15 protein-coding genes are annotated in these 19,466 nt (G+C 45.4%); 3 read left to right on the top strand and 12 right to left on the bottom strand.

What is annotated here, in order from left to right; all coding sequences use genetic code 11:
• Window position 1 precedes the first annotated feature (1 nt).
• The 12 genes from ACED36_RS19445 to fadB form a co-directional block, all read right to left on the bottom strand.
• A complete protein-coding gene (locus tag ACED36_RS19445; RefSeq protein ID WP_371733715.1) occupies window positions 2-622 on the bottom strand; it encodes an alginate O-acetyltransferase AlgF in 621 nt (206 codons plus the stop codon).
• Window positions 622-1,680 (bottom strand): hypothetical protein, encoded by a 1,059-nt coding sequence (locus ACED36_RS19450; protein ID WP_371733716.1) that lies wholly within the window; start codon window positions 1,678-1,680, stop codon window positions 622-624. The genes ACED36_RS19445 and ACED36_RS19450 overlap by 1 nt, the downstream gene beginning before the upstream one ends.
• A gap of 9 nt (window positions 1,681-1,689) precedes the next feature.
• Window positions 1,690-2,847 carry an MBOAT family protein gene (locus ACED36_RS19455; RefSeq protein WP_241823359.1) on the bottom strand — a complete coding sequence of 386 codons (1,158 nt, stop codon included), beginning with the start codon at window positions 2,845-2,847 and terminating at the stop codon, window positions 1,690-1,692.
• Between the two features lie 264 nt (window positions 2,848-3,111).
• Window positions 3,112-4,626, bottom strand: a complete 1,515-nt coding sequence (locus ACED36_RS19460) for a right-handed parallel beta-helix repeat-containing protein (protein ID WP_016961782.1) — start codon at window positions 4,624-4,626, stop codon at window positions 3,112-3,114.
• An 8-nt stretch (window positions 4,627-4,634) separates the two neighbouring features.
• A complete protein-coding gene (locus ACED36_RS19465; RefSeq protein ID WP_371733717.1) occupies window positions 4,635-5,969 on the bottom strand; it encodes an alginate export family protein in 1,335 nt (444 codons plus the stop codon).
• Entirely contained in the window at window positions 5,966-7,300 is a 1,335-nt protein-coding gene (locus tag ACED36_RS19470) for a sel1 repeat family protein (protein WP_016961780.1), read from the bottom strand. The genes ACED36_RS19465 and ACED36_RS19470 overlap by 4 nt, the downstream gene beginning before the upstream one ends.
• Window positions 7,301-7,302: 2 nt before the next feature.
• Entirely contained in the window at window positions 7,303-8,457 is a 1,155-nt protein-coding gene (locus ACED36_RS19475; protein WP_016961779.1) for an HlyD family efflux transporter periplasmic adaptor subunit, read from the bottom strand.
• Window positions 8,458-8,509: 52 nt separating this feature from the next.
• Window positions 8,510-9,982, bottom strand: a complete 1,473-nt coding sequence (locus ACED36_RS19480) for a glycosyltransferase family 2 protein (protein ID WP_371733718.1) — start codon at window positions 9,980-9,982, stop codon at window positions 8,510-8,512.
• Window positions 9,983-9,990: 8 nt separating this feature from the next.
• Window positions 9,991-11,301, bottom strand: coding sequence for a nucleotide sugar dehydrogenase (locus tag ACED36_RS19485; RefSeq protein ID WP_371733719.1), 1,311 nt, complete (start codon window positions 11,299-11,301; stop codon window positions 9,991-9,993).
• Between the two features lie 506 nt (window positions 11,302-11,807).
• A complete protein-coding gene (locus ACED36_RS19490; RefSeq protein WP_016961776.1) occupies window positions 11,808-12,788 on the bottom strand; it encodes an MDR family oxidoreductase in 981 nt (326 codons plus the stop codon).
• A gap of 196 nt (window positions 12,789-12,984) precedes the next feature.
• On the bottom strand, window positions 12,985-14,148 hold the full coding sequence (gene fadA / locus ACED36_RS19495; RefSeq protein ID WP_371733720.1) for an acetyl-CoA C-acyltransferase FadA: 1,164 nt from the start codon (window positions 14,146-14,148) through the stop codon (window positions 12,985-12,987).
• 32 nt (window positions 14,149-14,180) lie between these two features.
• On the bottom strand, window positions 14,181-16,346 hold the full coding sequence (fadB, locus tag ACED36_RS19500; protein WP_371733721.1) for a fatty acid oxidation complex subunit alpha FadB: 2,166 nt from the start codon (window positions 16,344-16,346) through the stop codon (window positions 14,181-14,183).
• Between the two features lie 260 nt (window positions 16,347-16,606).
• Between fadB and ACED36_RS19505 the strand changes: the two genes are divergently transcribed.
• From ACED36_RS19505 to hemG, 3 genes are read left to right on the top strand one after another with little or no spacing between them, the layout of a single operon-like run.
• Window positions 16,607-17,233, top strand: coding sequence for a YigZ family protein (locus ACED36_RS19505; protein ID WP_016961773.1), 627 nt, complete (start codon window positions 16,607-16,609; stop codon window positions 17,231-17,233).
• 43 nt (window positions 17,234-17,276) lie between these two features.
• Window positions 17,277-18,734 (top strand): TrkH family potassium uptake protein, encoded by a 1,458-nt coding sequence (locus tag ACED36_RS19510; protein ID WP_016961772.1) that lies wholly within the window; start codon window positions 17,277-17,279, stop codon window positions 18,732-18,734.
• 18 nt (window positions 18,735-18,752) lie between these two features.
• On the top strand, window positions 18,753-19,277 hold the full coding sequence (hemG, locus tag ACED36_RS19515; protein WP_017005044.1) for a menaquinone-dependent protoporphyrinogen IX dehydrogenase: 525 nt from the start codon (window positions 18,753-18,755) through the stop codon (window positions 19,275-19,277).
• The last annotated feature ends 189 nt before the right edge of the window (window positions 19,278-19,466 follow it).

The following is a 19,466-nucleotide window of genomic DNA, read 5'->3' on the forward strand; positions in this document are numbered from 1 at the left end:
GTTACCACTCACTTTCAGCTAATACGAGCGCTTTGCTCATCAGTCCGTTATAGATGACAATGTCACTGTCGATACCCCTTTTTAGGGTAACTGAGGGGGTTTGCAAAGAGGTGCTTGCATTATCACTGACGTGAAAGGAAAGTTTCATTGGGTTAACTGAGCGAGATTTAACACTGCTCAACTCAATATCTTTTAAGACTGCTTTCCTCGATTTACCCGCTTCTAAGGATACAAGCGCGTCAGATAAATTGAAGAGCGAAATAGTTGCAGCGCGTTTGCTGTTATTTCTTGGCTGGATGATGTGGTTAAGCTTGTTATCCTTCACGAAGAATGACAGTTTACTTTTTTCAGGCACGTTAACCTTTACATTGAATTCACCAACTTCAAAGGTATAAGTCCCTTTATCTATTGGTGCATATTTGGTCACTTCGCCAGGTGTCGCGCTTGCGATCTTTTGGCTGTCAGCTTTTACGGTTCGAGTATGATTTTCAACATTAATTAGTCTGACGAAACTCGAATCTTTGGATGGCTTTTTGTCATAAAGCGCTCCATCATCGGCATTGGAATATGGGGCTAATACGAATACGAATAGAGTTATTAAACCTGCTTTAAAATTTTTCATTAACCATTCCCTTGGCTTTTGGCATAAAAATTATTTGATTCAAAATAGCGAATCGGTATTTCCCAGATGACAGTTTTAATATTGTTATTATTGAAATCACTGTCCGAAATGAAATCTTCCATTGGCGTGAATGGACCTTGGCCTTCTGTCGATAGATCGAGAACCTCCTGTTTGGCAGCATCACGCAGGAAACCGGGAAAATTCCAATTTGTATTCGCGCTGTAACTGGTGCCAATAAGGGCAATGCTTGGCTCTGCAATTGGTGCAAAAAGAAGATCTTCATCTTCGAGTGCAGAGGGTTCTGTTGAGTAAGCCACCAGAGTGTCGGGTGTTGGACCAAAGTTATTGAAATAAGGGGCGACAGGAATAAAGTTGAACAGGTCGCCTCGAAAGGAGGTTGGTTTGGACGCGGTAGTATTAAAGTCAACGACGTCATACTGTGGAAGCGTTTGCGCTATGATGTTTGCAGCCGCTTTCGCTCCGTATGGGGTCCAGTGTGTGTCTGTTTTTAGGAAGAGTTGCTGCTCATGTTTTAGGGCTTTTAACGTTTCGAATAAATCAATAACGTCAAGGTTACCCTGTCTTAGAGTCGCATAAATTTCTTCTCTAAGCCCTTGTCTGCGTAGGGGCTGTATTGGCGCATATTCGGCATATATTTCTGCTTTTTCGGGAATTAAAGCCACTTTTAGTGTAATACCGGACGCTTGAAATTGTTTACTGATGTTTGTTACAAACAACAAGTTGCTTTCCAATTTTGCGTGTTTTTTTTCAGGAACAAAATACTCTTCAGCACTGAATAGCCAGCCCTCGCTCCCTACAACAACGCCGCTGTAGCCCTCTTTGAATAGTGAATAATCAATTGCGGCCCAAAGCCCTTTGGCCCAATCAGATATTACTAATGATTGCTCAAACTGTGATTCGAGCTCTCTTGCTTGGGTACCATTTAGAATTGGGTGCTGTTCGGTATCCCAGTTCAGCTCTTTAGCATTCCAAAAGGTAATGACAACAACAAATACTGCCACTAGGAGTGCGCTTGTTGTTTGGATGTAACGGTCCATATATTTCCCCTAAAACTGAAAGTACAGGAAAGGTGAGTAACTGGAAGCAACCAGTTTGCTCACCGCCAATACGAATACAGGCACCAGAAGAAGTGGTCGTGCAAAGTGCATAACCGGCAGTTTGGCTGCAGACCATTGGTGTCGTTTTATGTTTTCAACAACAATGATTGCCAGTGCTATAAGCAGGAAAGCAAAGGCGCGCAGAGAGACATCGCTAAGGGCTGACGCATCGGAATGGTATTGCGCGAAACCAAACATACTTTCATAGAAAACAATGGCGACAGAGAGATCTTCCGCCCTGAAAGCGACCCAGCCAATAACAACGATAAACATTGTGATTAAGTAACGAGGTAGCTTTAAGGAGAGTGGATTGGTGGCAGAGAGCATTTTCTCGATAGCTAGGGCTGTGCCATGCAGCGCCCCCCAAAAGACGAATGTCCAGTTTGCCCCGTGCCACAGACCACCTAGCAGCATGGTCAAAAAGAGATTTCGGTAGGTGCCTAATTTGCCATTGCGGTTACCACCTAGTGGTATGTAGAGATAATCCCGCAACCACGTCGATAGACTAATGTGCCATCGGCGCCAAAATTCAGTGATACTTAGACTGACATAAGGGTGGTCAAAGTTTTTGATAAAACGGAAGCCCATCATCAATCCTAGTCCACAAGCCATGTCACTGTATCCCGAGAAATCGAAATAGAGCTGAATGCTATATGCAATGGCGCCCAACCAAGCGTCTAAAAAGGAAACGTTACTGGCTTGAAATGCAGCATCGGCAATCGGTGCCACGGAGTCAGCGATCAGTACTTTCTTGGCGAAGCCAATCATGAACAAGACCACACCTTCACTGAATATTTGAAAGTTGTGTTGACGACTCTCAAATTGATCTGCGATATCTTTGTATCGTAATACTGGCCCGGCAATCAGTTGCGGAAACAGTGCTATAAAAGCCGCAAAATCGACCAACTTACGTGTTGGCGGCGAGTCGCCTCGATAGACGTCAACCACGTAGCTGATGGCTTGAAAGGTATAAAATGAAATACCTATTGGCAGGATGATATCAGCCAAGGGAAGCGGACTAGCGCCAAGTTGATCAAGCATTAGATTGAAGTTTTTGATGCCAAAATCGGCATATTTGAAGTAGCCAAGCGTGAGTAAATTACCCATCACAGCAATCAGCAATAGCTTTTTGGCTCGAGCTTGCTTGGCATTTCTACAATACTTTGCTCGGGCGATGTGTATTCCAAAAAGGTAGTTCCAAAGCGTAACGCCGATAAAAAGCGCCAAAAAATCAACTCGCCACCATGCATAAAACGCATAGCTACCTAATAAGATAATCCAAGAGCGGTGTTTAGTTGGAGTTATGTAATAAATCGCCAGAAATATTGGCAGAAAGAAAAATAGGAAAAAAACTGATGAAAAAACCATCGATCAGTTAACTCCATTTTTGCTGTTCAGTTTTAAGTAATGACCAGCACGATGGCTGTTCAGTATTTGGCGGTTATATGGAGTTAAATCTCCTTTAAATGGCTGGCCCGGTTTTTCACCATTGTCTCCAAGCGCAACCTCCGCTATTTTGGCGTATTCAAATTCGCTGACGTTGATGGCACCACCTGCATTAGCTATCAGCTTACCGCCTCGAACATCAATGGAGACCTTTGTTTCGAAAGGATCGAGATAAAGTTTACGATGAGTGTGATCTGCTAAGTTGTTAACATGCCCGTAAATTCCTGCCCCTCCGTTTGCAAAAACGGTATTGTCATAGAGTCGAACATGCTGGCTGTTTCGGACATTGATGCCATGTTGCTTGTTATTATAAAAAAGATTATCCCAGACAAGGTTGTAGTTGCTTTCCTGAACGGTTAGCCCATCTCCACCATTGTTATATGCGGTGTTTTTAGCAATCACATTGTTCAGTGAAGTTCGATCAAGCATGATGCCCGAGCGGGTGTTGTCATAACTGACATTTTCAAAAATGAAGCTGTTATTGACCTCTCGAGAAATAATAATGCCGTGCTTTATCAATGTTCCCCACGTTCGGTTTCTGGCAATAATGAGTCGCTCTGAGTAGTCATGTGGGTCAATGCCATAGACGATGTTTTTGATGTATTCGTTTTCTAAAATAACGACGTCTTGGGCTTTGTAGCAGTAGAAACCATAGTAAACATCGATGAATTTATTTTTCATCAAAACACCCGTGGCAATGTCGTCCTTAATCCAAGGCATAGACGTGCGTTCATTCACGCTTAGGCTTGTTGAAGTGAGTGTTACGCCATAGGCTTTGACATTCCAATAGCCAAGACTTTCAAATGTAGAATCGTAAAAATACGTTCTCGACCCATTCCAGCCTGTATAAAACGCGCGATAAGCGTCTTTGTCTCCGGTCCAATAAGAGGGGGTTTGTGTGCTTTCTCGCCAAGACTTAACCGCACCGGACAGTACGAAGAATTCCCCGCCGCCAACCAGAAAGGTGTGCCTTTCTTCTGAAAGTCGTAACTCCTGGTTTTTTGACACCAAAATGGCGGCGCTACCTTTTACTAAGATCGGGAACTTAGCCAGGTAAATGTCTTTACCTTCCTTGCTTTTATGTACGAGAGCGTTAGGGTAACGACTTGAAATATCTTGTAATGTCGCAATGCCATCGCTTACAACCAGTACTTCTGGTATGCCGCCTTGTGCTTTTGCTTGTGCTTGCATATCGTTAACCAGGCGATATCTTCGAATCAGATGCTGCTCAGGTAGTCGCTCTAAAGTGACATCCGCTTTGTGAGTCCATTTCGCTAAATGATCGTAGAAGAAAGCTTCTGTGTACTGAGAAACGTCAGGAAGTGCGGGGTAACCACGCTGTTTGTACGGTTTCACCTCAACGTCATAATTGGCGTATGTGGGTGTAATGAAGCCTAAACAACATAAGGCTGATGCAATGCAAGCAATTAATTTCGACATGGTTTCAGCTATAGCTCCATCATTAATTCAAGGTGTATACGTGTTTCGTCGTCGTAATTTTCTAGAGCATCACCCACGATGAAACGCGAAGCCCTGAACTTTGCTCTAACTCTATTGTTTAAGCTGAAAAAGTGTTTGGCTCGGTAGGTGGCTTCCAAATCAAGGCCCGTGCCAATATCTTTGTCACCTTGGTTTGTTTCCAACGCGCGACTTCTTCGATAAGCGGGAGCGGTATTATCGGCGCGAACATATGAGGAAGCGGCACCATTGACGCTCCATGCTTCATCTATCTGATAAGCGGAAAAAAGCGATGCTGTGACTAAGTTGGATAAACTGGCATTGAGCGCATAGTTGAATTGGTAAGCTTGATCGCGTGTCCCTAGATATGTCCCTTTATTCGATTCATATCCCGATTGAAAAAATGTGCTTTTTCCATCTTCACTTCCTGATGCATAGGCAATAGTGGAGCCCAAGAACCAATCGTGAGCGCTAGGCTGAAAGCGAAGACCTGCAAGTACTGACATGGCACTGGTGTTTTCGTTTTGCCACATGTCTTTTTCGTTGTTGAATATATCGCCATCACCGAGTAATGCTGTTACTTCAAAGTGATACCCGGTACGACTAGTGGGATCGTCCAGCGCTAGCCAATTGTGACTGCCGCCAATGCCAAGCCACAAATAGTCGCCATTCAATGGTCCTAGGTAGGCATTGGAAATGTCATTAGTGTTGACATTGGTATGTTGAGTAACAAAGAGGGAGTTAATGTGCAGTGAGTGGTACGGTGCCCAGTCATGCTCTGCTTGCCCCCACAAAACGAGCTTGCCTTTGTCTTGATCGTTAAGTGTTGTTGAGGTGTTATAGCTACTCAACTGTTCACCTAGTCCCATCTGCCACGCTGTTTTCGTGGTATTGACTTGCCAAGAAATCGATTCAATTTCATCGTCAATCCAGTATGGAGACATTCTCACGCGATAGAGACCAAGGGTAATCACATCCTTGCTGAGCCCGCTTTGTTGAGCGATTTGCCACCATGCTTCTCGTAATCTCAGAATGAAGTGATCTTCGTCTTTGGGCGTTTGATTGACGATATCGTCGTCAAGCGAGTTCAGTGCCACCGAACTGTTCGTCACAATGGCACTTGCTTGAACAAAAGTGGTATGAACAGGATCGATGTTGGTCTGATAACTGGCCGTATATTCAGCCTGGTATGCATCCGTCTCTCTTGTACTGTTGCTACCGCTGGTGGATCGATTCTCCGCACTGGTTTTTAATCGATGTTCAAGTTGTGCGTAGGCTGGCGTGGTCATTACGCAGACGAGTAATGCGAATGTTATTTTTTTCATGGCGAGACTTCCTTGCTGACACCATAAATGTTCTGATAGCTAGCGAGCTTTTCCGCTTCGATACGATCTGAGATATCCATAGGTAAATGAGGTGTTAGCTCTTCGAGCATTTGCTGACTTTTTTGGGACTGAGTGAGCTCGAAATGCAGAGAGGCAAAAACACCCGCTGCTGAAGCATCGGGATGGATGCCATTGCCTTCTTTGAATACTTCAGCAAGTTTTAAATAGGCCTGCGCATCGCCATTTCTTGCAGCACTTAGTAGCCAATTGATACCGAGTTGCTGATGAGTTTCACCCATTGCACCCGATACATAGGTTTCTCCAAGCAGACGCTGTGCTTTCGGGATTTCACTGGCTTTTATCCAATGCTCAATCGCTTTTGAGTAGCTTTGCGTTGTTGCTATCCCTCGAGAGTAGGATTCGGCCAAAATAAGGTGTGGATATTGATGCCCATGCTCTGTGAGTTGATTTGCTTGCTCGAGCAACTTGGCTAAATCATTATCTTCACCGTCTGGTGCTTGGATTTTGCGCTTTGCAACGTCGTACCAAACGTCTGGATCATCAGTACCCGAGATTTCAGCAAGAGAAATATACAGAGGGATATTGGAGACTCCATAACGTCTGTTTTTCGCAATATTTGCTATCTCATTGATACTTTCTCCGCTCATGTATTGCGATTGATAGGCTTCGAGCAATTCTGCCCTTATAACCTTCATTTTTTCGTAGTCATTGAGTGCATGTGCGTTGATCAATTTCAGCTTCAAGCAGGAAAATGTCGTGTCATCGTCAAAATTATTTTCGTCACAATATTGAATAAGTTTCGAATATAAAGGGCTGACATTTGAAACGGCCACAGAATACTTAATGGCTAGAGAGGTCTCTTTCTCAGCAATAAGTTTCTCGATAAGAGGCACTAATTCCTTTGAGTCAAACATGGTGTAATGCTTACGATATAAGGCAACCAGTAGTGCAAGCGCATCACCTTGAGTATGTTGGCGGTGCCAAAGCTGGTCATATAGCATTGCTGCTTGTTCTGCGTCGGCGATATTGACCTGCCATCGAGCATATTCAAGCGCAGCGTATGGGTAAGCTTCACTGGCTGCTTGATACCAGTACGCTGCGGCGTCCGTATTCATTTCAGTTGAATAGATACGAGCGAGGTGCAATTTAGCATCGTGGTATCCGTCGTCAGCGAGCCTTTCTAGCACGCTTTTTCCTTCGGCGGTTTCCCCTTGCTCATACTGGTAATTTGCTCTGGTTGCGTCGTCAATGACACATCCAGAGAGAAAGAGTAGTGACAAAACGATGCTTGCTTTCAGGCCCAGTTGCACAGTTATTCTCCAGCCCAGCTAAAAGCCTTAGTTAATAGCTCAGATACGTTGATCTGATGGGTGCTGACGAGAACAGGCTGTTTGAGTCGCTTATCTTCAATGCGGTTATCAGGGGTGAGTTCAACTGTCACAAAACCCGCGCCAGTATCATTGATAAACATTTCGATGTTGGTCACTGAACCTTGTTGAACTGAATCGCTGCCGGCCAGAGTAAAATCAAGTTGCTGACCAAGATCTACAGCTTCAATGCTTTCATACGGGAAGCTTGCTTGAATCAGAGGTTGTGAGTCTTTCGGAGAAAGGCTAAACATGGGTTTTGATTTGCTAACAAACTGTCCTTCTGTAAAGAGGCGTTCAAACACGCGGCAATTACAAGGACTTTCAATGTCTACATACATCTTTTGCTGTAGCACTTCAGTGAGTCGCTCAGTAGAAAGGTCTTTTCTGAGCAACATAGGTTCCATAAGGTCGTAAAGTGGGGACTCGATCGTGGCTATTACATCTCCTGCCTTAACTTCTTGACCAGGCTGAACCTGACTAAATACACGGCCCTCTCTCGGCATGTATATTTGGTCGTAGGGCAGTGTTACTTGTGCGGCTGTGGAGTTATCAACCAAATAAACGTTGTATAGGTTGACGGCTACGTAAGTGAATGCAGTTAGTCCAATCATGAAGAACAGCAATGTACCAAAGATACCTTTGAGTTTATCGGCTCCCGATAGCGATGATTGAACAGTACTTTTTCGCGGCTTTGCATAATTGTCGCGATTAATCGTGGATAGGAGATCGCCGGCCTGAATCACTTCACCAGATAAGTATTTGGTGATGATGAGGCGGATAGTCGATATTTCACGTCTACCTAGATCCTGGAATTCACAACCAATGCGTCCATTACCAATGTCGTTGACCACACTGAAGCGAACGGGAACATTAAAACTGAAATCGAGAAAGTCGAAATTTAGACGCCCTGAGTAAATTTGGTCGGGCAGAAAATTAGCCTCTTGATCAGCAACACCAAAACCACTTGCTGATAGATTGTCCAACTCGAACGTTTTTTCGTTGCTATTGTCCAGAATAATTGAAGCTGGAATTCTTACTCGTGCATGTCTGCGCTGAACTTCTGTTTCGTGTACCAGTTCGGGTTGATCAACTGCCATGTCTATTTCCTAAAAGAAGTTATTCAATAATTGATTTTTTGTCGTTTAAGCGTTACACGAGCGTGACAATGACTGCGGCAAAAATGCTCACAGCTGAGAATGTTGCGACTCGGGTTGACCACTTGTTAAAACGGGCTTGAAAAGAGGTGCCACCTTGATTTATGGCTGTATTTTGTCGGGTCCATGATTGGCGATGTAGTCTGAAAACAACGTATATTTTGATTATTGACCCGAAGATTTGGTTGAAATACAACATCATGGGGTAGCTTGGTCCTATCTTGTGTCCTGACGTTAGCAATAGCAGCGTGATAAACGTGCGTGTGATTGCGATCCACAGGATGTAGATAAAGAGGTAGCCAATGTGGTATTTAAACGCCGCATAAATTGATGCACTTAATCCCAAAATACTTGTCCACATTGAAATACGCTGGTCCAAAACAACGTAGTAGGTGAATAGCCCCAACCGTTTTGCACCTAATGAAGTTGCCCGAGTGTTTTGTCTCAAGTTGTTGCCGTACCAGCGAAACATCAACTGCTTTGCTGATTTGATGAAACTCTTGTTCGGTGGGTGCTCAACCGTCTCAATGATTGCGTCTGGAACGTAGTAGGTGTCCCAGCCTTGTTTCATTAAGCTAAACCAACTTGATTTATCATCACCTGTCAGGAATTTGAACGTACCTAGGCGCCAGTGTTTGAGGTGATCATTTTCAACATCATCAATAAAATGGTGCGATGTCACTACGCTTGCTCTGAACATGGACATTCGCCCAGTCATAGTCAGAACACGCTTAGATAACGCCATAGAGCACATAGAAATATGACGTTGCGCAAAGCGAAGTTTATGCCACTGACTCATCCAATAGGAGCCTTCGACTTCGCAAACTTCGTTGGTTGTTAAAGCGCCGACATTGGGGTAGAGGGTAAAGTAACCAATTGATTTCTTTACACAACCTGGTTGTAAAATGGTATCTCCATCAACGACTGCGACTAGCGCTGTTTCGTCTGGAATATCACGAGAGATCGCTCTGAACCCATGCGCCAAACCATCACGCTTTCCTGTTCCAGGTATTCTGACCATTCTTAGAGAAACACGATCTTTGGGCGGGGAAAGATCTTCCCAGAGCGCCGTCATTATTTGCTCATCAGATTGTTCGACAATTGAGGCAACAATGGTTGTGGGGTGTTTAGATGCAATCGCTTCTTCGATGATCGACCGATATACTTTTGCTGTCGTTAGTGCGTCAATTCGAAAGCTTGTCACCATCAAATAAATATGTGAAGGAGGGCTGTTCGATAGAGACTTTTTTGCCTTGCGACGCTGAATAGGAAAAACGAGATATAGAAATATCCACCCACGAATGAAATGGATAAAACCAATGCTATAGCGCCAAATGCCTATTGCTCCAATAAAGAGCAAGAAGTCTTGATGCTCAGTATCAAAAATAGAAGAAGGCATGAGGCTGGCTAGCCCCAATATAAATGAAAATAGAAATAGCCAGCCTGTAAGATCTTTGATTATCTTCATCTGAGATATTACCAACAGATCCCTTGATGTTGCTCGTCAGAGGCTTCGGCCATAAAGCCGTGAAGGTCTATAACCTTGGTTGAAGGTGATAGATCGCTGAGGATGCTTTTGTGGGCTTCATCTCCGTTACATAGCAACACTAGCTCGGCTTCTGTGATAGCTGCTACCGGAGCATCTTCTAAAAGTGACGAAATATGCGGGATATGATTGTTTATGTATTCTTTGTTAGAACCATGAACTGATGCATATTTTACATTTCTATCTAAAATTGAGAGGTCGTAACCTTTACCAATTAGTTTTTCGGCGAGGATAACAAATGGGCTTTCACGAAGATCATCTGTACCAGCTTTAAAGCTCAACCCAAGCATGGCGACTTTCTTGGCTTTCGTGTTTTCTACTAAGTTAAAAGCGCGTTCAATATGTGCGTCATTACTTTGCATAATGGACGAAATAACAGGCGTTTCAACATCAAGTTGTTTAGCGCGATAGCTAAGTGCTCTGACGTCTTTTGGCAGGCAAGATCCACCGAAAGCAAAGCCAGGCTTCATGTAATAGCTCGAAAGATTAAGTTTCTTATCTTCACATACCACGTTCATAACGCGGCGACCGTCAACGTTGACAGATTTGGCAATGCTGCCAATTTCGTTTGCAAAACTAACTTTTAGAGCATGCCAAACGTTACAGCTATATTTGATCATTTCTGCTACAGAGATGTCTTCACAAATAAACGGAGCGTCGAGATCGCTGTAAAGCTCTTCCAAGATTTGTCCCGTTGTCTCATCGTATACACCAACAACGGTCATAGGAGGGTTGTCATAATCGAAGATTGCCGTGCTTTCGCGAAGAAACTCTGGGTTTACGCCAACGCCGAAATCTTTACCTGCGGTTTTGCCTGAGTATTTTTCAAGAGCTGGAATGACAATCTCAGCAACAGTTCCCGGCAATACAGTACTTCGAATAATCACAGTATGACGTGTGTCTTTATCTTTGATCGCTGAGCCAATTTCTTGGCAAACTTCAGCAATAAAATCTGTATTTAGGTTACCGTTTTTCATGCTTGGCGTTGGAACACAGACCATGGAAATATCGGTGTTTTTTATGGCATCGCGGTAATCCGTTGTTGCTGAAATGAAGCCTTTCTTAACCCCATCTGAAAGAAGTTCATTCAAACCTTCCTCAACGATTGGTGATTTTCCACTGGCAATCATTGATACCTTTTGCTGCGAAATATCGACACCTACAATTTTATTCCCACGTTTTGCTAAGCATGCAGAGCAAACCGCTCCCACATAGCCCATGCCAAAAATACTAATGTTCATTCTTTTTCATCCCTGAAAATAATAAAAATACGAGTTCTTATAATGATAATTAAGAGCTCTTGTTGGCGTAGGATTCTATATGAGTCAAATAATTGTCGTAATACGACAAAGTAATGACTTTTTTGTTTTAAGGGAGGCGTGGTGATACTTGAATTGATGCGTTTCTTGGAGGTGATGCTTGTTATTTATATCTTACTGTTTGATTTTTATGCTTTTTTATTTATAAATTCTTATCTTCAATAGGCTGCAGGTAAATTAACCTTTTATTTTGTGTGGCGTAGTAAAGTTGTAGTGTGTTTGAATGGTGGGTGAGTTTTCTTGGAGGTGTGCCGAGAATATATATGAACGTATGAATAATATTACATTAAGAAAGTGCCGGATGTTCTAGTGTTGTTGTTGGTTATAAATGAAAGTGTCAATAAAATGGGTGCTGAAGTACTAGGCAAATATCTGAAAGGTATTAAAAGAGCGAGACTTGCTCGCTCTAAAATCATGGTGATATAGCTTTAAAGCTTAATCACGACGCGTCCGGTGATCTGACCGAGGGTGATCGCTTCTGCTGCCTCTGCAACTTCTTCGAGTGAAATTTCGCGGCAGCCTTGGTCGTAATAACTTGCTGGAAGCAATTCGGCGATGCGCTTCCATGCTTTTTGGCGACGCTCATATGGTGCGTTAACCGAGTCCACACCCAACAGTTTTACACCACGTAGAATGAATGGCATCACGGTTGTAGGGAGATCGAAGCCGCCTGCCAAACCACAAGCTGCAACAGCGCCGTCATAGTGAGTTTGCGCCAATACTTTTGCCAGCATCTTGCTTCCGACGGTATCAATGGCACCTGCCCATAGTTGTTTTTCCAGCGGACGAGCTGGTTCATCAAACTCACTGCGTTCTGCAATGCGTGATGCACCTAGTGATTTCAGCCACTCACCGTTTTCACTAGCACGACCTGTTACTGCCGCTACTTGATAACCAAGTACGCCAAGCAGAGTAACAGCAACTGAGCCTACGCCACCACTTGCGCCAGTTACCAATATCTCACCTTTTTCAGGTGTAATACCGGCATCTTGAAGGGCTTGAACACACAACATGGCAGTAAGGCCTGCTGTACCAATTTTCATGGCTTGATCGCCAGACAATGCTTCTGGAAGAGGCACCAACCAATCAGCATTTAAACGCGCTTTCTGCGCCATTCCGCCCCAATGGCCTTCACCTACACCCCATCCGGTGAGAACGACTTTTTGACCGACGGTATAGCGAGTGTCTGATGATTCGGCAACAGTGCCGGTTAGATCAACGCCTGGCACCATAGGGAAATCGCGGACGATTCGCCCTTTACCTGTGATCGCAAGGCCATCTTTGTAGTTCAGCGATGAATAGTCGACGTCGATAAGCACGTCGCCTTCAGGTAGTTGACTGACATCAAGTTGTTGAATCGATGCGGTGGTAACTTTGTCTGCTTGCTCTAGTACAAGTGCCTTAAACATGGCGAGTCCTCCGGAAAGGGGAAGAAAAATAGAAGGTTATCAATATGCCTACAGTGTAGAACCAAATAGGCCATGAAAATAATGAAACTAACTCATCTTATTTATGCGTTCAGTGCATATATAACAAAAAGACCGAATGAGAAATAGAAAAGCCGGAGAAATTTCCCCGGCTTTTTGTGTTTGGTGAGGGTGGCGTTTAGACGCGTTCGAAAACAGTCGCGATGCCTTGACCCAAACCGATGCACATGGTCGCAAGGCCCATTTCTACATCATTGTGTTCCATTAGATTGATAAGCGTAGTCGAGATCCGCGCCCCAGAGCAGCCGAGCGGGTGACCGAGCGCAATGGCACCGCCATTGAGGTTCACTTTCTCATCGACCTTGTCGAGTAGGCCGAGATCTTTGGCACATGGCAATGATTGCGCAGCAAAGGCTTCGTTTAGTTCAACCATGCCGATATCGTCAATGGTTACACCAGCACGCTTTAATGCTTTGTGGCTAGCAGGAACAGGACCGTATCCCATGATAGACGGATCGCAACCAGCGACTGCCATTGAGCGAATACGTGCACGAATTGGCAAACCGAGTGCCTTGGCTCTCTCTTCGCTCATCACCAACATGGCGGCAGCGCCGTCTGATAGAGCCGAAGATGTACCTGCTGTGACGGTACCATTTACCGGATCAAACACTGGGCGCAGACCCGAAAGGGTTTCAACCGTGGTCTCAGGGCGGATAACTTCGTCGTTTTCCATCAGAATCAAACCGCCTTTGTCATCATGGCCTTCGGTCGGCATGATTTCATTTTTAAAGCGGCCTTCGAGTGTGGCTGCATAAGCACGTCGATGTGAACGTGCGGCGAACGCATCTTGCTGCTCGCGGCTAATGCCATGAATGCGGCCAAGCATTTCTGCAGTCAAACCCATCATGCCTGCGGCTTTGGCAACGGACTTTGACATCCCTGGATGGAAATCAACACCGTGGGTCATTGGGACATGACCCATATGTTCAACACCACCAATCAAGCAAACATTGGCATCACCGACCATGATGGCACGTGTGGCATCATGCAGGGCTTGCATGGATGAACCACAAAGACGATTGACGGTTGTTGCGGCAACCGAATGCGGAATGCCTGCCAGCAGCGCAGCATTTCGAGCAATGTTGAAACCTTGCTCTAGGGTTTGTTGCACACAACCCCAATAGATGTCTTCAATCTCGGTGGGGTCGAGTTGTGGGTTTCGGGCTAGAAGAGATTGCATTAGGTGCGCAGATAAATCTTCCGCACGAACATTACGGTATGCGCCGCCTTTTGAGCGACCCATTGGGGTTCGAATACAATCGACAATCACGACGTTTTTCATGGTGTTTCCCTCTTAATCTTGATCCGTATGGGTTAGGCTGACTGTCGTTGGGCATCGTAATACCCTTCGCCTTGGGTCGCTTTATCGCGAAGGCCTTGTGGTATTTCATAGGCCGGACCAAGGTCTGCCAGTTTGTCTGCCATTGCGACGTAATTTGCCAATCCAATCGTATCCAGATAGCGGAAAACACCACCACGGAATGGAGGGAAACCTAAGCCATAGACCAGTGCCATATCTGCTTCTTGTGGAGTGGCAATGATACCTTCTTCTAGGCAGCGAACGACTTCATTGATCATGGGCACCATCATGCGATTGATGATTTCTTCATCGCTATAATCTGTGTTTTTGCCAACCACGGTAGACAGCAACGGCGATACTTCCGCGTCCACGTCTTTCTTTGGTTTACCTTTTCGATCTATCGAGTATTGATAGAAACCCAATCCGTTTTTCTGCCCAAAACGTTGTTGCTCGAACATGACGTCAACGCCGTCGCGATAATCTTTCGCCATACGCGTTGGGAAACCCTCTGCCATTACCGCTTGGGCATGGTGAGCGGTATCAATGCCTACCACATCCAACAGGTATGCCGGTCCCATTGGCCAACCGAATTTCTTCTCCATCACTTTATCTATCTTGGTGAAGTCAGCGCCATCACGAAGCAATAAGCTAAAACCGGCAAAGTACGGAAACAGTACACGGTTGACGAAGAAGCCCGGACAATCGTTAACAACGACTGGGCTCTTGCCCATTTTGGCAGCGTAAGCAACAACGCGAGAAACGGTTTCGTCTGACGTGTCTTTCCCGCGAATCACTTCGACCAACGGCATGCGGTGAACGGGGTTGAAGAAGTGCATACCGCAGAAGTTCTCTGGACGCTTTAACGATTTGGCGAGCAAATCGATAGGAATGGTAGAGGTGTTCGACGTGAGTACGGCATCTTCGCTGATCAAGCTTTCAACTTCACTTAAGACGGCGGCTTTGATTGTCGGGTTTTCGACCACAGCTTCTACGATGACGTCAGCTTGCTCAATACCCGCGTAATGCAGGCTAGGCGTAATAGAAGCAAGAACGTCTGCCATTTTTGAACCATTAATACGGCCACGCTCTAGCTGTTTGTTGAGTAGTTTTGAGGCTTCCTTCATGCCCATCTCCAGCGATGATTGACTAATGTCTTTCATCAATACCGGAACGCCACGACTTGCGGATTGGTAAGCAATGCCGCCACCCATGATGCCCGCGCCCAATACGGCGGCGTGATGAGTCTCTTTCCCTTCTTTCGCCGCTTTTTTGGCTTTAGACTTTAGGAATTGGTCGTTAAGGAACAGGCCAACCAAAGCTTGGGTTACAGGACCTTTTACGAGTTTGACGAAGTGTTTGCTTTCAATCAGTAGCGCTTCGTCGCGATTTGCGCGGGATGCTTCTTCTATCGCAAGGACGGCGGCCATTGGGGCGGGATAATGCGCGCCTGCAACTCGCGCCACCATACCTTTCGCCATGGTGAAGCTCATGGTTGCTTCCATTTTGTTAAGCTGAAGCGGCGCTTTTTTCTGTTCGCGGCGTTTTTCCCAATCGAGCTTGCCGTCAATGGCTTGTGTAATGAGTCGTATAGCTGCATCACGTAAATCATCAGGTGCGGTGACTGCATCAACCAAGCCTAGTTTGAGAGCAGCAGGGGCTTTGCTTTCTTTACCTGCCGTGATGAGTTCCATGGCGGTATCGGCACCAACGAGGCGTGGCATACGAACGGTGCCACCAAATCCTGGGATGATGCCTAGCTTGGTTTCAGGCAGACCAATACACGCCGTGGTATCGGCGATACGGAAATCTGTCGACAAGATACATTCACAACCGCCGCCAAGTGCAAAACCGGCGATAACAGAAACGGTCGGGAAGGGAAGATCTTCGATTCTTGAGAAGACACTGTTTGCATCAGCAATCCATTGTGCTAGATCTTCGTCAGGGCTTGAAAACATGTCCAAGAACTCAGTGATGTCTGCACCGACAACGAAGGTCGACTTGGCGGATGTCAGCAAAAGACCACGTACATCTGTTTCTGATTCGAGTGCGCTTAGTGCATCCGCTAGGCTTTTTAGCGTCGCACGATCAAACTTATTGACGGAACCTGGTGCGTCGAGGTTGAGTTCCGCGATGCCATCTTCCAGATAGCGTACGGACAGAGTGTCACCTTGGTAAATCATGTTCTATCTCCGTATTGCCAGCTCTGCGTCTGGTATTTGGTTTACCGTTAAGTAGGGATTCGATCTGGTAAGACCAGCTTTCACTAGTCTGAGCCGCACCAATCGAAAAGGCAAATAAAATGTTAAACGATTGTTTGAATTTTGTGTTTGATCTATATCTCATCTCGCGTGAGAGGGTATGGTGTCCTACAAAAGCAGTTAGCAATGAAAGGACGTTACTGTGTTAAAATCCCGCGCCTTTTCAATGATAGGTCTTTGAAATGAATATCACCCCTTATCTGATCCCTGCGAGTGCGGTGGTGTCGGAAGAGGAAATAAAAAAAAGCCGCTTTATCACTTATCTTGCACATACCTCGGGCATTGAAAGTGCAAAATCCTTTGTGGCAGAAATTAAAGCCAAACATGGCGATGCGCGTCATAACTGCTGGGCGTTTGTCGCAAGTCGTCCTGAAGATTCGATGTGTTGGGGGTTTAGTGATGATGGTGAACCCTCTGGAACGGCGGGGAAACCTATCCTTGCACAGCTCACAGGAAGTGGAGTTGGCGAGATCACCGCAGTGGTTACGCGCTATTATGGTGGGATCAGGTTAGGTACTGGTGGGCTGGTTAAAGCGTACGGCGGAGGGGTTCAACAAGCCCTCGCAATACTGACAACAAATGAAAAGGCAATTACGGTTCAGTTCACACTAAGCTGTGAATACACTCACATTGCCTTGATTGAATCTATATTGGCATCCCATAACGCGGTTCAGGTTAGTACTGAATTCAGCCATAATGTGTTGATGACAGTGGAAGTGGATGCACGGAGTGCCGATCAGATGGCGAGTGAGATTGTAAATCGTACTCGTGGTCAGGTAAGTGTGGCCGGGCTAAATAATAACTCATGATTCAGGTCTACACCTGAATACAAGGATTGAGCCCTCTTAGGCTATGCAATTTCGTTCAATTATCCGAATCGTCGGGCTTCTCCTGGCACTATTTAGTATCACCATGCTGGCGCCAGCAGTGGTGGCATTTATCTATCGTGATGGCGAAGGTTTTCCTTTTGTTCTCACTTTCTTCCTACTTCTTGCTGGTGGTGGTTCGCTGTGGTTTCCAAACAGAGGCTATCGGCATGAACTAAAAGCTCGAGATGGCTTTCTTATTGTTGTTCTATTCTGGACAGTTATCGGTAGTGCGGGTTCCATTCCCTTTATGCTCTCTGAGCAGCCCAATATGTCTGTGACCGATGCTTTCTTTGAATCCTTCTCAGGACTGACAACCACGGGGGCGACGGTCATTGTCGGCCTTGATGATTTGCCAAAAGCTGTACTCTTTTATCGTCAGCTTCTGCAATGGTTTGGTGGTATGGGTATCATTGTGCTGGCAGTGGCTATTTTGCCTGTGCTGGGTATTGGTGGCATGCAGCTTTATCGGGCTGAAATTCCTGGGCCAGTTAAAGACAGTAAAATGACGCCGCGTATCGCTGAAACAGCAAAGGCGCTCTGGTATATCTATCTGGCGCTCACGATATCGTGTGCTGCGGCCTATTGGTTGGCCGGTATGTCGGTATTTGATGCCATTAGTCATAGTTTCTCGACGGTGGCTATTGGCGGTTTCTCAACACACGATGCGAGTATGGGCTACTTCAATAGCTCAGCAATCAACTTCATTACTGTTTTCTTCCTCTTTATATCTGCATGTAATTTCTCTTTGCACTTTGCGGCGTTTGCCAGCGGTAAGCTACATCCTGGCTTCTATTTTAAAGACCCTGAATTTAGGGTCTTTGTTGCTATCCAAATCATCTTACTGGCGATTGTTTTTGGTATGTTGATGGATCATGGGACCTATGACTCAGAGTTTGAGGCGTTTAACCAAGCTATTTTCCAGACCGTGTCTATCTCAACGACCGCGGGATATACCACGACCAGTTTCGCTGAGTGGCCACTATTCCTCCCTGTGTTACTTCTGTTTTCCTCTTTTATTGGAGGATGCGCCGGTTCTACTGGAGGTGGAATGAAGGTAATCCGTATTCTGCTTTTATCCCTTCAGGGGTCTCGAGAATTAAAGCGATTGGTTCACCCTCGCGCGGTTTACACCATTAAAGTGGGAAGCAAGGCTCTGCCGCAACAAGTTGTAGATGCTGTTTGGGGATTCTTTTCCGCTTATGCATTGGTGTTTGTGCTTTGTATGTTGGCATTGATTGCGACGGGGATGGATGAATTAACCGCTTTCTCCGCGGTTGCAGCAACATTGAATAACTTGGGGCCGGGTCTGGGTGAGGTAGCTGTTCATTTTGGTGATGTGAATAGCAGTGCTAAATGGGTCTTGATTGTGTCGATGCTGTTTGGGCGACTTGAAGTATTTACGTTACTGGTCCTCTTTACCCCTACATTTTGGCGCAGCTAGCGTTTAATAGGAATTTATATGAAAAAGGCACTTCTTCTTCATTCAAGCCGCGAAGGGCAGACGGTTAAGATCCTGCACTTTATCGAAAAGGAATTAGCGGGTGACTATCAGTGTGAGCTGGTGGACTTGCATGAGATACCAAATGTGAATTTGGCGGATTACGATAAGGTACTTATTGGCGCATCTATTCGCTACGGGCACTTTAATAAGAAGCTTTACCGCTTTATTGATAATAATTTTTCTGCATTGAAAGCTTCTAACGCTGCATTTTTCTGTGTAAACCTCACGGCGAGAAAGCCAGGAAAGGACACGCCAGAAGGAAGTGTCTACGTACAGAAGTTTCTCAAGTTATCGCCGTGGCAGCCAGAAACAATAGATGTATTCGCTGGTGCACTCTATTACCCGCGCTACCGGTTGTTCGATCGCATCATGATTCAATTCATTATGAAGATGACTGGCGGCGAAACGGATTCTAGTAAAGAGGTGGAATACACCAACTGGGACCGTGTGAAGCAATTCTCAAAGCGTTTTGGTTCGCTTTAACAGCGTTTCGTGTGAAAAATGAACGAACAACCTGTTTTAGATAAAAAACCGCAATAAAGCCCTTGCCAAGATCTCAAACCTCCCTATAATGCCGCCTCACTGACACGGAGCGCGGCGCTAACTAAGGCATTGCACACCCAATCAGTACGGCGAAAACGGCTTCAAAACTGAATGGAAATAAACGCTTGA

The sequence above is a fragment of the Enterovibrio sp. FF113 genome (assembly GCF_041439165.1).
Classification (GTDB): Bacteria; Pseudomonadota; Gammaproteobacteria; order Enterobacterales; family Vibrionaceae; genus Enterovibrio; species Enterovibrio norvegicus_A.

Excerpts from the sequence above, each read along its gene's own strand:
- ACED36_RS19445 (WP_371733715.1), bottom strand. The coding sequence starts at position 622 with ATGAAAAATTTTAAAGCAGGTTTAATAACTCTATTCGTATTCGTATTA.
- ACED36_RS19450 (WP_371733716.1), bottom strand. The coding sequence starts at position 1,680 with ATGGACCGTTACATCCAAACAACAAGCGCACTCCTAGTGGCAGTATTT.
- ACED36_RS19455 (WP_241823359.1), bottom strand. The coding sequence starts at position 2,847 with ATGGGTAATTTACTCACGCTTGGCTACTTCAAATATGCCGATTTTGGC.
- ACED36_RS19460 (WP_016961782.1), bottom strand. The coding sequence starts at position 4,626 with ATGTCGAAATTAATTGCTTGCATTGCATCAGCCTTATGTTGTTTAGGC.
- ACED36_RS19465 (WP_371733717.1), bottom strand. The coding sequence starts at position 5,969 with ATGAAAAAAATAACATTCGCATTACTCGTCTGCGTAATGACCACGCCA.
- ACED36_RS19475 (WP_016961779.1), bottom strand. The coding sequence starts at position 8,457 with ATGGCAGTTGATCAACCCGAACTGGTACACGAAACAGAAGTTCAGCGC.
- ACED36_RS19480 (WP_371733718.1), bottom strand. The coding sequence starts at position 9,982 with ATGAAGATAATCAAAGATCTTACAGGCTGGCTATTTCTATTTTCATTT.
- ACED36_RS19485 (WP_371733719.1), bottom strand. The coding sequence starts at position 11,301 with ATGAACATTAGTATTTTTGGCATGGGCTATGTGGGAGCGGTTTGCTCT.
- ACED36_RS19490 (WP_016961776.1), bottom strand. The coding sequence starts at position 12,788 with ATGTTTAAGGCACTTGTACTAGAGCAAGCAGACAAAGTTACCACCGCA.
- fadA (WP_371733720.1), bottom strand. The coding sequence starts at position 14,148 with ATGAAAAACGTCGTGATTGTCGATTGTATTCGAACCCCAATGGGTCGC.
- fadB (WP_371733721.1), bottom strand. The coding sequence starts at position 16,346 with ATGATTTACCAAGGTGACACTCTGTCCGTACGCTATCTGGAAGATGGC.
- ACED36_RS19505 (WP_016961773.1), top strand. The coding sequence starts at position 16,607 with ATGAATATCACCCCTTATCTGATCCCTGCGAGTGCGGTGGTGTCGGAA.
- ACED36_RS19510 (WP_016961772.1), top strand. The coding sequence starts at position 17,277 with ATGCAATTTCGTTCAATTATCCGAATCGTCGGGCTTCTCCTGGCACTA.
- hemG (WP_017005044.1), top strand. The coding sequence starts at position 18,753 with ATGAAAAAGGCACTTCTTCTTCATTCAAGCCGCGAAGGGCAGACGGTT.